The sequence below is a fragment of the Yersinia frederiksenii ATCC 33641 genome (assembly GCF_000754805.1).
Classification (GTDB): Bacteria; Pseudomonadota; Gammaproteobacteria; order Enterobacterales; family Enterobacteriaceae; genus Yersinia; species Yersinia frederiksenii.
In genome coordinates this window covers 613687-627023 of record NZ_KN150731.1, presented here as the reverse complement: position 1 = coordinate 627023, position 13337 = coordinate 613687, and the positions used below count along the sequence as shown (strand labels likewise).

Below are 13337 nucleotides of genomic sequence, written 5' to 3'. Positions count from 1 at the left end.
CGACTTTTATTGATGCCGCGCATCAAGTAGAATGCGGTTCAGACGAGAATCCATACTAACATCAGTATTACTCGAAGCCGTTCTCATGACTCTGCTTGCATTAGGCATTAACCACAAAACTGCACCTGTATCGCTACGTGAACGCGTGACATTTTCACCGGAATCTATCGATCAGGCACTTGCTAGCTTGCTCCAACAGCCGTTGGTGCAGGGCGGTGTCGTGTTGTCTACGTGTAACCGAACTGAGTTATACCTCAGCGTAGAACAGCAAGAAAATCTGCACGAACAACTTATCGGCTGGCTGTGTAATTATCATCAGCTTAGCCCGGACGAAGTGAAAAAAAGCCTATATTGGCATCATGGCAATGATGCAGTCAGCCATTTGATGCGTGTTGCCAGTGGTCTGGACTCGTTAGTTTTAGGCGAACCGCAGATCTTGGGGCAGGTGAAAAAAGCCTTTGCTGAATCGCAACGTGGCCAATCACTTTCTGGTGAACTGGAGCGTTTATTCCAAAAGTCATTCTCAGTGGCTAAACGGGTACGTACTGAAACTGAAATTGGTGCCAGTGCGGTCTCGGTCGCTTTTGCCGCTTGCACGCTGGCGCGCCAAATCTTTGAATCACTTTCTGAACTGAATGTGTTGCTGGTCGGTGCCGGTGAAACCATTGAGCTGGTAGCGCGTCATCTTCGCGAGCACCAAGTTAAGCATATGATTATTGCTAACCGAACCCGTGAGCGCGCTCAAGCATTGGCCACCGAAGTGGGGGCCGAGGTCATTACTTTACCGGAGATTGATGCCCGGCTGGCGGATGCCGATATTATTATTAGCTCAACGGCCAGCCCGCTGCCAATTATTGGTAAAGGCATGGTAGAACGCGCGCTGAAAAGTCGTCGTAATCAGCCAATGCTGTTTGTTGATATTGCCGTGCCACGGGATATCGAGCCCGAGGTCGGTAAACTGTCGAATGCCTATTTATACAGTGTTGATGATTTACAGGCGATTATTCAGCACAATATGGCGCAGCGTCAGGCGGCAGCAGTTCAGGCTGAGTCCATAGTACAACAAGAAAGCATGAATTTTATGACTTGGCTGCGTGCGCAGGGGGCGGTTGAAACCATTCGTGATTATCGCTCTCAGGCCGAGCAGGTTCGCAGTGAAATAACGGCGAAAGCTTTAGCCGCTATTGAACAAGGGGCTGATGTTGAACAGGTGGTGAACGAACTGGCCCATAAGCTAACCAACCGCCTGATTCATGCACCCACCAAATCCCTCCAGCAAGCTGCCAGCGATGGCGATATGGAGCGGTTGCAATTATTACGCGACAGCCTTGGGCTGGATCAGCACTAGTTTCCTCTAATTACAGGGTTTAAAACCACGGATGAAGTCTTCTATTGTTGCCAAACTGGAAGCGTTACAAGAGCGCCACGAAGAAGTGTTGGCGCACCTTGGCGATGCCAGCGTTATTGCCGATCAAGACCGTTTCCGCGCGTTATCACGTGAATATGCGCAATTGACGGATGTCACTCGCTGTTTTAAAGAATGGCGCAGCGTGCAAGATGATCTCGACGCCGCAGAAATGATGCTCGAAGATCCTGAAATGCGTGAAATGGCACAGGAAGAACTAAAAGAAGCCAAAGCGCGTAGTGAAGAGTTGGAACAACAATTACAACTGTTATTGCTACCCAAAGACCCTGATGATGAACGTGATTGCTTCCTGGAGATTCGCGCCGGGACCGGTGGTGACGAAGCGGCCATTTTTGCCGGTGACATGTTCCGTATGTATAGCCGTTATGCCGAAGCGCGCCGTTGGAAAGTTGAAATCATGAGCGCCAGTGAAGGTGAGCATGGCGGTTATAAAGAAGTCATTGCCAAGGTTTCCGGTGACGGTGTCTTTGGCCAGTTGAAATTTGAGTCTGGCGGTCACCGTGTCCAGCGTGTACCCGAAACCGAATCACAAGGCCGTATTCATACCTCGGCCTGCACTGTTGCGGTGATGCCTGCTATTCCTGAAGCGGAGATGCCAGAGATCAACGCCGGTGATTTGCGTATTGATACTTTCCGCTCGTCAGGTGCCGGTGGTCAGCATGTTAACACCACGGATTCGGCCATTCGTATTACCCATATTCCAACCGGGATTGTGGTGGAGTGCCAGGATGAGCGCTCGCAACATAAGAACAAAGCTAAGGCAATGTCAGTGTTGGGCGCACGTATCCGTGCGGCAGAAATGCAAAAACGTCAGTTGGCGGAAGCTTCTGAACGTCGCAACCTGTTAGGTTCTGGCGATCGTTCAGACCGCAATCGTACCTATAACTTCCCGCAGGGGCGTGTCACTGACCATCGTATCAACCTGACACTGTATCGTCTGGATGAAGTGATGGAAGGTAAATTGGATATGTTGATCCAGCCAATTGTGCAGGAATATCAAGCTGATCAGCTCTCTGCGTTGTCTGAGCAAGACTAATGGATTATCAGCAGTGGCTGTCGTTAGCGGCAGCCCGTTTTAACCAAAGTGACAGCCCGAAGCGCGATGCCGAAATTCTGTTGAGTTTTGTCACCGGGCGACCGCGCACCTATTTGTTGGCTTTCGGTGAAACAGTGCTGACGACTGAGCAATTAGCAGTATTGGAGCCATTGGCTGCGCGTCGTGAGCAGGGGGAGCCGGTAGCTTATTTGGTTGGCGAGCGCGAATTCTGGTCGCTACCATTGAGTGTCTCCTGCGCCACATTGATTCCGCGCCCGGATACCGAATGTTTGGTGGAGCAGGCGTTGGCTCATCTACCCGCCACGCCTTGCCGCATTTTGGATTTAGGCACCGGCACCGGCGCTATTGCTTTAGCGATCGCCAGCGAGCGCCCAGATTGCTCAGTGGTCGGCGGTGATATTAAAGCCGATGCCGTGGCGCTGGCTCGGCATAATGCCGAAAAACTCGCAATCAATAATGTGCATTTTCTGCAAAGTAGCTGGTTTGAATCAGTGAGCGGACTATTTACGCTGATTGTCAGTAATCCCCCTTATATTGATGCTAATGATCCCCACCTTAACCAAGGTGATGTTCGCTATGAACCGCACAGCGCACTGGTGGCCCCTGCTGAAGGGCTGGCAGATTTGGCTGAGATTATTCGTCAGTCACCGGCATATTTAGAGGCGGGAGGCTGGTTGATGCTGGAACATGGTTGGCAGCAAGCGCAGGCGGTACAGAAATTACTTAAGAATGCCGGATTTAGTGCTGTAATGACGTATAAAGATTATGGTAATAATGATCGTGTCACACTTGGGCAGTGGCGGGTTAATCAAGAACATTGCCATTAAAAGCGAATTTCTGTACTGAATACATAAACAGCGATGAATAATTATCATATACCCAATGTCACGAGTAAGGCGGCTGAGATGGCTGCAATACCAATCAATATGGGTAAAATAAGGAAGCGAAGTCATGTGGATTGATTACATCGCCATGAAGTATTTGCATTTACTCACTGTGGTCATCAGTATTACGTTGTTCGTGCTACGTTTCTTCTGGAAATGTCGTGGTTCAGCGATGATGGATAAACGCTGGGTAAAGATAACGCCGCATATCAATGATACGCTGCTGTTTGTCAGCGGCATTGTATTAATTTTTATTACCGGATTTTATCCTTTCAGTCCGCAAGGAACATGGCTGACTGAAAAGCTGTTTGGCGTTATTATCTATATCCTGCTTGGCTATGTTGCATTAGGTAAGCGAACCCGCAGCCAGAAAAGTCGCTGGCTTGCTTTTATACTCGCATTGGGTTGCCTGTATTTAATTGTCAAACTGGCAACAACTAAGTTACCACTGCTGATGGGATATCTATGAGTCGCATTGCTGATTTCGAATTTAACAACGCGTCCCTGTGTGAGGGGGTGCTACTGGTTACCCAGGAGATTCGACAGAATTTTCCACTGGCTGATGTGCGCAATCAACTGCAACAGCTGGTCGATGATGCCAAGGCTGCGATGCCCGAGGGGCTCAATCAGGATCAGCAATTAGAAGTGCTTATCGATCTGTTTTACCGCCAATGGAAATTTGGCGGTGCAGGGGGTGTTTATCGCCTGTCTGATGCCATCTGGCTGGATAAAGTGCTGGATAAACGGCAGGGGACTCCGGTGTCGCTGGGGGTTATTTTCTTGCATATTGCGCATCAGTTGGACTTACCGCTGATGCCTGTGATTTTCCCAACCCAATTAATTCTTCGTGCCGATTGGCTAGATGAAGAGATGTGGCTGATTAACCCACTGAACGGTGAAACACTGAACGAGCATGTGCTGGAAGTGTGGATCAAGGGTAATCTGGGGCTGAGTGCCGAATTGGAAGATGAAGATTTGGAGGAAGCGGAAAATACACTGATTGTACGCAAAATGCTCGACACGTTGAAAGCGGCGTTAATGGAAGAGAAGCAGATGGAGCTGGCCTTGCGGGCCAGTGAAGCGGTGTTGGCTTTTGATCCCGATGACCCGTATGAAATCCGCGACCGCGGCCTGATTTATGCCCAACTGGATTGCAATCACATTGCTATCTCGGATTTAAGCTATTTTGTTGAACAGTGCCCGGAAGACCCTATCGCTGAAATGATAAAAATGCAGATCCATTCCATTGAACAACAGCGAGTGACATTGCACTGATTCTCTTTTCTACAGTGGCTGTGGCGCTGCATGGGGCCGCAGATGTATTGCGCCATTTGTGCGGCCAGGCTGCTGTCATTAATCTCGATTTACCCTTTATAAAGGTATTAGTATGAAACAGAAAGTGGTTAGCATTGGCGATATCAAGGTAGCGAATGACCTGCCTTTCGTGCTGTTTGGTGGCATGAATGTGCTTGAGTCCCGTGATCTGGCGATGCGCATCTGCGAGCATTACGTAACTGTGACCCAAAAACTGGGTATTCCTTACGTTTTTAAAGCCTCGTTTGACAAAGCCAACCGTTCTTCAATTCACTCTTACCGTGGTCCAGGCCTGGAAGAAGGAATGCGAATTTTCCAGGAACTGAAGCAGCAATTTGGCGTAAAAGTTATCACTGACGTACACGAAGCTAGCCAGGCTCAGCCAGTATCCGAGGTGGTCGATGTTATCCAGTTACCGGCATTTTTGGCTCGTCAGACTGATTTAGTCGAAGCAATGGCTCGCACCGGTGCGGTTATCAACGTTAAGAAACCTCAATTTGTCAGCCCGGGTCAAATGGGTAATATCGTTGAGAAGTTTAAAGAAGCCGGTAATGATCAGGTTATTCTTTGCGATCGCGGTAGCAATTTCGGTTATGACAATCTGGTGGTTGATATGTTAGGCATCAATGTCATGGTGCAATCAACCGGCGGTCATCCAGTTATTTTTGATGTGACCCATGCTTTACAATGCCGTGACCCATTTGGCGCAGCATCAGGCGGTCGTCGTGCCCAAGTCGCTGAACTCGCCCGCGCGGGGATGGCTGTTGGTTTGGCTGGGTTATTTATTGAAGCACACCCAGAGCCTAACAGCGCTAAATGCGACGGCCCATCCGCTCTGCCATTAGACAAGCTGGAACCTTTCCTGGTGCAGATGAAAGCGATTGATGATTTGGTCAAAAATTTCCCAGAGCTTGATACCAGTAAATAACCTTATATCCTCGGCGATTATGCCTGGGTGAATAAATAAAGGCAGTGTAGCTATCTACACTGCCTTTTTTGATCACCATAACAATGGCGTTAAACGGACTCAGCCTTCGCGCGTAATACGTCCAAGGCTTCTGGCAGTGAGCCATAGAAACTCAACTTACCTTCAATCGGCTGTACTCTAGCTCTTGCCAGCGTCTTTAGCGGCTGGAAAGGTATATCTGTGATGATGAGTTGCTGATTTTCATTCAGGGCCTCAGTGAAGCGCAGGAACGCATTTAGACCACCGGCATCCAGAACCGGTACGGCATCCCATTGCAGAATAATCGTTTCGTAATGTTCACTACGGCTCAATAACTCGCTAAATATGCGCTCCGCGGCGGCGAAAAATAGTGGCCCATTAACCCGCAAGATCAAGGTGTGCTCATTCAACTCTGCCGGTATTTCACTTAGGCGCGTCATACGAGCGATGCGGCGCATAAAGAGCAATGAGGCCAACACAATACCCACAGTAATGGCAATCACCATGTCGAATAATACCGTCAGACTCATGCACAGCAGCATCACGATGATGTCATCTTTGGGGCCACGCCGCAGTAAGTCGACAACTTTGTGCGCCTCACTCATGTTCCAGGCCACAATTAACAGCAAAGAAGCCATGGCTGCTAATGGCAGATAAGACAGCATCGGCGCCAGAACCAGTAAAGCCAGCAACACCAGCAGGGCATGGACAATAGCGGAAACTGGTGACGTTGCCCCCGCGCGGACGTTGGCCGCTGAGCGTGCAATGGCCGCGGTGGCGGTGATGCCGCCAAAGAACGGTGCGACCATGTTGCCCAATCCTTGTCCCACCAATTCACTATTTGAATGATGTTTTTGCCCTGTCATGCCATCAAGTACCACTGCACATAACAATGACTCAATCGCCCCTAACATGGCCATCGAAAAGGCCGCCGGGAGTAGTGCAGATAAGGTGGCCCAGTTCAGGACAAATTCTTGCCCATTGGCGGCAGGAAGGTGCCAGGGTAGGACAAACTGCGGCAAAATAGGGGGGATGCCGTGGCCTTGGGTGCCATCAGCCAGCAAATAGCCAAAACGTGAACCGATAGTGGCAACCTGATGATCAAACAGTGATAACAGACCCATAACGGCAGTACCCGCGACCAGAGCGGGTAAGTGACCCGGTAACTTTAATTTTAATCGTGGCCACAAAATCAATACCATCAATGTGACTGTGGCAATTAACGTATCACTGACGTTGATGGTTGGCAGTGATTGTGCGAGTGCTGTAACTTTGCCAACATAGTTTTCAGGCACTTCCTCCATGTGTAGACCAAAGAAGTCCTTCACTTGCATGGTCGCAATGGTGATACCAATTCCTGAGGTAAAACCCAGAGTCACAGACAATGGAATATATTCGATTAAGCGGCCGAGTCGCCCTAATCCCATGCATAATAAAAATATCCCTGATATTAATGTGGCCAATAATAAACCGGCCAAACCAAATTGCTGTGAAACGGGATAAAGAATAACCACGAAGGCGGCAGTCGGGCCCGATACGCTATATCGCGACCCCCCACTGACAGCAATAACAATCCCGGCGATAGCCGAGGTATATAAACCGTATTGTGGGGGGACACCACTGGCAATCGCCAGTGCCATAGCCAAGGGGATGGCAATAATACCGACGGTAACACCGGCAATTATATCTTTGATAAGTCTTTGAAATGTATATTTTTCTCGCCAGCAAGCGTCAATAAGCGCGCTGAACGGCCTAATGCCGTTAATTCCGTGCGTTTTCATCTAAGGTGCAAACCAAATAAAGAAAAGACAAAATAAATGGCGGGCCAATATGGGTCCGTCTCGAGTAGCTAATAGCAACGATACGCCAATTCTCAGGATCAGATCTAGATGTATATCAATCTCTGACAGAAATTTAGATAACTGCCGGTTTTATAACCGGGTTTAAATGAACATATTCACCGCTGGCAAGAGAATTTCCGCTATGACTAAATCAAAAGTAGCTATTATCCCCTATAGCACTGTTTATCCGCCTCAAATGACAGAAACTGAATAATAAGCATTAAGTACTGTTAAACCAGGCGCTGCCAGATGAGAATTGAGTGATTAGGAGATATCTTGTTACCTAAAGATAGAAGTAAGTTGCATAATGAAATTATTTGGGAATAAAGGCTATCTCGCAGCTAAAATTTAGATTAGAACTAGAGCTATTTCCACATTAAATATTTAGGGATTCTAATGGATGACTTCAAATTAAAAAGCGAACTCATGTCAGTGGTCAGTTGGCAACATCAATATCTTTCAAAATCAACACTTAAAATTCAATGGACTGCAGCGACGCCATGAGTGAATTAGACTCTCTGTCAACGCTATATCGAGATGCTTGTGTAATCTATGCAACACTCTCTATTAGTTACTTTGCCTTAAGTAAAAATAGTGCTTTTTCTTACGATGGTGACATTTGGAAACGCATTGTGTTTGGCCTTGTTGCAGGGTTTGTTTCACTCTATCTTAATCAAGACCAATGGATTATTTCCGGTTCATTCTTTTACAGTTTCGAGTTGATCCCGATTATTTTGGTCACATTTTATGGTGGCTGGCTCAGTGGCTTGACGGCACTGGCAATGAATTTTGCCTTTACCGGTTGGGTTACCTTAGATAACATTCTAATAACAATAGCTTTTATTCCTCTTTTATTCTCCAAGGTATGGGAAAGTAAAAATAGTCGTATCTTTTACATGACGATTATTTTAATTGCGATTTACAGAATGATCGCCGCTTATTTATTAGTGCCACAATCACTTACCTGGGCTCAGGTCATGGTATATCAACTGATTTCAGTGCTCTGTTTGTCTATTTGTTATCATGCATTGAATTTTAAAGAGCGGCATATCTACGCCTATTTTTCGATGAAGAGCCGGGTCAATATCGACAAATTAACTCAATTGAATAACCGAGCTAGTGTTGATTATCGGTTGAAAGCCATTCACAACCGTCGTCAGGCGTGTGGCTTGATGATTTTAGATCTTGACCATTTTAAATCAGTGAATGATACCTATGGACATAACGGCGGTGATGTATTGCTGACAGCGGTTGGCAAGTTATTAATGACAACGGTTAGGGATGAGGATTTTGTTGGTCGCTATGGCGGTGAGGAGTTTATTATTATCACTCATCGCCATGAGCCGCAGGCAATTAAAGTGGTTGCTGAGCGTATTCGGCAGCGCGTTGAGGATTTAACGGTAGAAGTGCCTGATGGGCGAAAGATTAAGGTGACCATTTCCATTGGCGCGTCTCTGTATTTGCCTGGAATGTCGATGTTAAAAGCATTGAAAATGACCGACGAGGCACTGTATCAAGCGAAGAATCAAGGCCGCAATCAAGTGGTTTATAGCCGCTTAATGCCATTTTCCCCACTGGGGGATCGTATTGCGAAAGAGAAGCGCCGACGTCCGTCATGATTGCGCGGATATTAGGTTGGGAAGTAAAGAAAAAGGCTCTGACTTTCGTCAGAGCCTTTCGCTCGAATATGGCGGTGAGAGAGGGGTTCGAACCCTCGATACACTTACGCGTATACACACTTTCCAGGCGTGCTCCTTCAGCCACTCAGACACCTCACCGTACGTTACCGCGCTAAGCACTGCAACGGGGCGGTACTATAGTGACCAGCAGCCGGATGGTCAAGTAGTATTTATTCGTTGTTTGTCATCTGGTTATTCTGCACTCATATAGAAGATTTCACAGGCGAATTATGCTCACTTAACGCCAATATCTGGCGGCAGCAGGAGAGTCCACCATTACATAATCGGCTCCCAGTGCAGCAGCTAATTGGTAGTCCTCATTAGAATTTATGCCGATCAGCAGAACTTTAGTGTCATTATTTATTTTAAAGCAGGCCATGGCTTGTTGATTCCAAATCAGCTGTGCTCGTGATGAACCTCTGCCCAGGGTAAACTTTTCGACAACTTTGACATCACGTTTTAATTCAAATGCATGATGCTTATTTGCACCATCGTTTAATGTGCCTTCTGGTATTTTCATTATTTTGCAGTCATCGGCCATAATGGCATTAGTCAATATTTTTCTGGTCAGATTACGGAATTCATATTTATTAATGTATTCAGGCAGTGCCATGAGATATTTTTTTTCGGTGGAGTAGAAAGTCACCCGATCAAGAGCGCGAGTCTCTATTATTAAATTTTCGAGTGTTTTCGCTATGATGGCGGGATCCGCATCCGGTGATTTAATGTCAAGAATAAAATTTGTATCGGGATAGGACAGCATTATTTCTCGTAATGACGGTATGTTTATTCCTCGTCCGCGATAAATGTATTGACCTTGAATATTAAAGGTATAGGCAGCATCTAATTGCTGTAAGTCTTGCCAAGAATAGCTAGAGACCCGCCCGTGGCCATTAGTCAGTTCTTTGAGGTCACTGGGACGATATAACACGGGAATACCTTCTTGACTAAATTGAATGCTTAGCCACACAACATCGGCTTTATTATGTAGTGCCATACTGATGGCGTGATGAGTATTTTCTGGATGGTCAGCGGTTCCTGCCCGATGGGCAACAATCAGCGGGGAGGCAAATACAGAACTAAAACCAAATATTAATAATAGTGAACTCATATATAGCTTCATGCTTTATACCTTTGCAGTTTATATTTTTGGGGGATATAAACTATCTTGTAGCATGTAATTTTGGCCGCCAGCATAGTCAATTAATAATAGATGGGATACAGAATGGATAGGGTAGGTTGTTGCTAGTTTAGAGTGAACTTTATATGGAATAACAAGGGAAGGTTTGGAATAGCCGAGCATGTCAAGAAAGGAGAGCGGAGAAAGAAAAAAAACGGCAATCTGAATAACAGGCCTTGGGGAAAAACACCAAGCTTGCCATCGATTGCCGCTTATTGACGACTTTAATATGGCGGTGAGGGAGGGGTTCGAACCCTCGATACGCTTACGCGTATACACACTTTCCAGGCGTGCTCCTTCAGCCACTCAGACACCTCACCGTGTTACTACTACAACCACGCTATGCGTCGTTGACCGGCGTAATGTAGGCAAAAGTGCGCCCAGCGTCAACCCTCTTATGCACGCTTTATTGCTGTTTAGTTAAAGTTGCAGCAGTTTGCTGATTTCATCGGCATTTCTGGCGAGTAGCACTTGCATCTCAACCATAATCGCGGAAATCTAACAGACACTTTCGCAAGGAGCTGGCAAATAATGAATATTATTTTTTATCATCCGTTTGTTGATGCAAAACCGTGGCTATTAGGGCTGCGATCTCGCCTACCGACAGCCAATATCAGGCAATGGCGACGTGGTGATACGCAACCTGCGGATTACGCACTGGTTTGGCAACCCCCGCAAGAAATGCTGGCAAAGCGTATTGAGCTAAAAGGGGTTTTTGCTCTGGGTGCCGGTGTGGATGCTATCTTGGATCAAGAACGGCGTTATCCAGGGACACTGCCTGCCGGAGTGCCATTAATTCGGCTGGAAGATACCGGAATGTCGTTGCAAATGCAGGAATATGTCGTTGCCAATGTCTTACGCTATTTTCGGCGAATGGATGAGTATCAGTTGCAACAACAACAGAAACAGTGGCAGCCCCTGGAACCGCACCGGCACGACCGATTTACAGTAGGTATTCTCGGTGCAGGAGTATTGGGCAAAAGTGTTGCTCACAAACTGGCTGAGTTTGGTTTTACGGTGCGTTGTTGGAGCCGAACACCCAAAAATATTGATGGTGTGGCTAGTTTTGCCGGTAAAGAGAAGTTGCCCGCGTTCATTCAAGGGACACAATTGTTAATTAACCTGCTACCGAATACCCCAGAAACGGCCGGTATTCTTAATCGGTCACTCTTTTCACAATTGAATGCTAATGCGTATGTCATCAATATTGCTCGCGGTGCACATCTGCTAGAGCGAGATTTATTGGCAGCGATGAGTGCGGGCAAAATAGCGGCGGCGACATTAGATGTGTTTGCCGAGGAGCCTTTACCATCGATGCATCCTTTCTGGAGCCATCCGCGGATCACCATTACGCCGCACATTGCCGCAGTAACCTTACCTGAAGCGGCAATGGATCAGGTGGTCGCTAACATCCATGCTATTGAAGCGGGCAGGGAACCGGTCGGGTTGGTTGATGTGGTGCGGGGATATTGATTTGAGGGCTCCTGAGTTTACTGGGGAGTGGTTGGCAGGTGAGGTTTTTAGCGCTGTAGATGAGAAGAATTCCTGCTATCATTAGCGGACTATGCTTTGCCTGCAAAAAATCTATCTCGCCTTAAAAGACTTTGTGGAGTAGTCATGTATCCTGTTGATTTACATATGCATACCATCGCCAGCACTCATGCTTATAGTACCCTGCACGATTATATCGCCGAAGCTAAGCTGAAAAATATCAAACTGTTTGCCATTACTGACCACGGCCCGGACATGGCTGATGCTCCCCATTATTGGCATTTTATGAATATGCGGGTATGGCCACGATTGGTTGACGGTGTCGGGATTTTGCGCGGTATCGAAGCGAATATTAAAAATCTCGAAGGGGACATTGATTGCACCGGGCCCATGTTCGATGCTATCGATCTGTTGATTGCTGGTTTCCATGAGCCGGTATTCCCACCACAAGATAAGGCTGCCAATACCCAAGCCATGATTGCCACCATGGCGCAGGGCAATGTGCATATCATCAGCCATCCCGGAAACCCTAAATATCCCGTTGATATTAAAGCCATTGCCGAAGCCGCCGCCCACTACAATGTGGCTTTGGAGTTGAACAACTCATCTTTCACACATTCGCGCAAAGGGAGTGAAACTAATTGCCGTGCGATCGCGGCTGCGGTGCGAGATGCTGGCGGCTGGTTGGCGCTGGGTTCTGATTCCCATATTGCTTATTCATTGGGGATCTTTGAGCATTGCGAACGTATCATTGCTGAGGTGAATTTTCCACAAGAGCGGATTTTGAATGTCAGTCCACGTCGTTTACTGAATTATCTTGAGCAACGTGGCCGTCCTGCGATCCCTGAGTTAGCAGAATTGTAGCTTTTATTGTGACGTTGTCACAAATGGATTTTAAAACGTATAAGAAACAGGAAAATGTGAATGAATGATTTTTCTCTGGTGTGCCGCATCCTTGGCTCACTGTTTTATCGCCAGCCACAAGACCCGCTGTTGGAACCTCTTTTTGCACTAATAAGCCAGGGGAAGTTGGAACAGCATTGGCCGCTGGAGCAAAGTGAATTACTGACTCGCTTACAGCAAGAGTATCAGCCGGAACTCTTGAACGCAGATTATAATGCCCTGTTCGTGGGGGAAGATCGTAGCGTTTCACCTTATGGCTCGGATTATGAGGATGCCTGCGCAGAACCGGAAGTTAGGGCTTTTCTGCAACAGCGCGGTATGCCTTTGGGTGATGGACCAACTGACCATTTTGGTGGGTTATTACTTGCGGCATCCTGGCTGGAGGACCAAGCCGCGGAAGATGAAGTGGCGGCGCAAATGGCACTGTTTAATGATTATTTGCTGCCATGGTGCGGCCGTTTTCTGGGTAAAGTTGAAGCCCATGCCACCAGCGGTTTTTATCGCACGTTGGCACAGTTAAGCCGCGAAGCATTGCAGGCAATGTGGGATGAGTTGTCTGAGGCAGATAACCCGGAGGAGTGATTTCGAGCTCCTCCCGAGTTAATCTGGCGCGAAT

12 protein-coding genes and 2 tRNA genes are annotated in these 13337 nt (G+C 47.3%); 10 read left to right on the top strand and 4 right to left on the bottom strand.

Features of this window, described 5'->3' with window-relative positions; all coding sequences use genetic code 11:
* The first annotated feature begins 85 nt into the window (after positions 1 to 85).
* The 6 genes from hemA to kdsA all read left to right on the top strand — a co-directional run bounded on the left by hemA (position 86) and on the right by kdsA (position 5609).
* Positions 86 to 1348 carry a glutamyl-tRNA reductase gene (hemA, locus tag DJ58_RS18575; RefSeq protein WP_004708582.1) on the top strand — a complete coding sequence of 421 codons (1263 nt, stop codon included), beginning with the start codon at positions 86 to 88 and terminating at the stop codon, positions 1346 to 1348.
* Positions 1349 to 1379: 31 nt separating this feature from the next.
* Entirely contained in the window at positions 1380 to 2462 is a 1083-nt protein-coding gene (prfA, locus tag DJ58_RS18580; RefSeq protein ID WP_004708580.1) for a peptide chain release factor 1, read from the top strand.
* A complete protein-coding gene (gene prmC / locus DJ58_RS18585) occupies positions 2462 to 3310 on the top strand; it encodes a peptide chain release factor N(5)-glutamine methyltransferase (RefSeq protein WP_032910884.1) in 849 nt (282 codons plus the stop codon). Before prfA ends, prmC begins: the two co-directional genes overlap by 1 nt.
* A 124-nt stretch (positions 3311 to 3434) precedes the next feature.
* Complete coding sequence (locus tag DJ58_RS18590; RefSeq protein ID WP_004708579.1) at positions 3435 to 3836, top strand: SirB2 family protein; 402 nt, start codon at positions 3435 to 3437, stop codon at positions 3834 to 3836.
* Positions 3833 to 4642 (top strand): invasion regulator SirB1, encoded by an 810-nt coding sequence (sirB1, locus tag DJ58_RS18595; protein WP_032910883.1) that lies wholly within the window; start codon positions 3833 to 3835, stop codon positions 4640 to 4642. The genes DJ58_RS18590 and sirB1 overlap by 4 nt, the downstream gene beginning before the upstream one ends.
* A gap of 112 nt (positions 4643 to 4754) precedes the next feature.
* Positions 4755 to 5609, top strand: coding sequence for a 3-deoxy-8-phosphooctulonate synthase (gene kdsA, locus DJ58_RS18600; RefSeq protein ID WP_004708576.1), 855 nt, complete (start codon positions 4755 to 4757; stop codon positions 5607 to 5609).
* An 89-nt stretch (positions 5610 to 5698) separates the two neighbouring features.
* On the opposite strand, the gene dauA is transcribed toward kdsA, so the two are convergent.
* Positions 5699 to 7408 (bottom strand): C4-dicarboxylic acid transporter DauA, encoded by a 1710-nt coding sequence (gene dauA / locus DJ58_RS18605; RefSeq protein WP_032913186.1) that lies wholly within the window; start codon positions 7406 to 7408, stop codon positions 5699 to 5701.
* Between the two features lie 560 nt (positions 7409 to 7968).
* On the opposite strand from dauA, the gene DJ58_RS18610 reads away from it, so the two are divergent.
* Entirely contained in the window at positions 7969 to 9087 is a 1119-nt protein-coding gene (locus DJ58_RS18610; RefSeq protein ID WP_032910882.1) for a GGDEF domain-containing protein, read from the top strand.
* Positions 9088 to 9156: 69 nt separating this feature from the next.
* Here DJ58_RS18610 and DJ58_RS18615 read toward each other — a convergent pair.
* The 3 genes from DJ58_RS18615 to DJ58_RS18625 form a co-directional block, all read right to left on the bottom strand.
* Positions 9157 to 9246: transfer RNA gene (locus tag DJ58_RS18615), tRNA-Ser, on the bottom strand.
* A 139-nt stretch (positions 9247 to 9385) separates the two neighbouring features.
* Positions 9386 to 10270, bottom strand: coding sequence for a glycerophosphodiester phosphodiesterase family protein (locus DJ58_RS18620; protein ID WP_032910881.1), 885 nt, complete (start codon positions 10268 to 10270; stop codon positions 9386 to 9388).
* 287 nt (positions 10271 to 10557) lie between these two features.
* A tRNA-Ser gene (locus tag DJ58_RS18625) sits at positions 10558 to 10647 on the bottom strand.
* Positions 10648 to 10858: 211 nt separating this feature from the next.
* Here DJ58_RS18625 and ghrA point away from each other — a divergent pair.
* The 3 genes from ghrA (at position 10859) to DJ58_RS18640 (ending at position 13303) form a co-directional block, all read left to right on the top strand.
* A complete protein-coding gene (ghrA, locus tag DJ58_RS18630) occupies positions 10859 to 11800 on the top strand; it encodes a glyoxylate/hydroxypyruvate reductase GhrA (protein ID WP_004708567.1) in 942 nt (313 codons plus the stop codon).
* Between the two features lie 144 nt (positions 11801 to 11944).
* Positions 11945 to 12682, top strand: coding sequence for a phosphatase (locus DJ58_RS18635; RefSeq protein ID WP_004708565.1), 738 nt, complete (start codon positions 11945 to 11947; stop codon positions 12680 to 12682).
* A gap of 60 nt (positions 12683 to 12742) precedes the next feature.
* On the top strand, positions 12743 to 13303 hold the full coding sequence (locus DJ58_RS18640; protein WP_004708564.1) for a TorD/DmsD family molecular chaperone: 561 nt from the start codon (positions 12743 to 12745) through the stop codon (positions 13301 to 13303).
* Positions 13304 to 13337 lie beyond the last annotated feature (34 nt).

What these genes read in the sequence shown, in the direction of transcription:
- hemA (WP_004708582.1), top strand. Translation starts at nt 86, where the DNA reads ATGACTCTGCTTGCATTAGGCATTAACCACAAAACTGCACCTGTATCG.
- prfA (WP_004708580.1), top strand. Translation starts at nt 1,380, where the DNA reads ATGAAGTCTTCTATTGTTGCCAAACTGGAAGCGTTACAAGAGCGCCAC.
- prmC (WP_032910884.1), top strand. Translation starts at nt 2,462, where the DNA reads ATGGATTATCAGCAGTGGCTGTCGTTAGCGGCAGCCCGTTTTAACCAA.
- DJ58_RS18590 (WP_004708579.1), top strand. Translation starts at nt 3,435, where the DNA reads ATGTGGATTGATTACATCGCCATGAAGTATTTGCATTTACTCACTGTG.
- sirB1 (WP_032910883.1), top strand. Translation starts at nt 3,833, where the DNA reads ATGAGTCGCATTGCTGATTTCGAATTTAACAACGCGTCCCTGTGTGAG.
- kdsA (WP_004708576.1), top strand. Translation starts at nt 4,755, where the DNA reads ATGAAACAGAAAGTGGTTAGCATTGGCGATATCAAGGTAGCGAATGAC.
- dauA (WP_032913186.1), bottom strand. Translation starts at nt 7,408, where the DNA reads ATGAAAACGCACGGAATTAACGGCATTAGGCCGTTCAGCGCGCTTATT.
- DJ58_RS18610 (WP_032910882.1), top strand. Translation starts at nt 7,969, where the DNA reads ATGAGTGAATTAGACTCTCTGTCAACGCTATATCGAGATGCTTGTGTA.
- DJ58_RS18620 (WP_032910881.1), bottom strand. Translation starts at nt 10,270, where the DNA reads ATGAAGCTATATATGAGTTCACTATTATTAATATTTGGTTTTAGTTCT.
- ghrA (WP_004708567.1), top strand. Translation starts at nt 10,859, where the DNA reads ATGAATATTATTTTTTATCATCCGTTTGTTGATGCAAAACCGTGGCTA.
- DJ58_RS18635 (WP_004708565.1), top strand. Translation starts at nt 11,945, where the DNA reads ATGTATCCTGTTGATTTACATATGCATACCATCGCCAGCACTCATGCT.
- DJ58_RS18640 (WP_004708564.1), top strand. Translation starts at nt 12,743, where the DNA reads ATGAATGATTTTTCTCTGGTGTGCCGCATCCTTGGCTCACTGTTTTAT.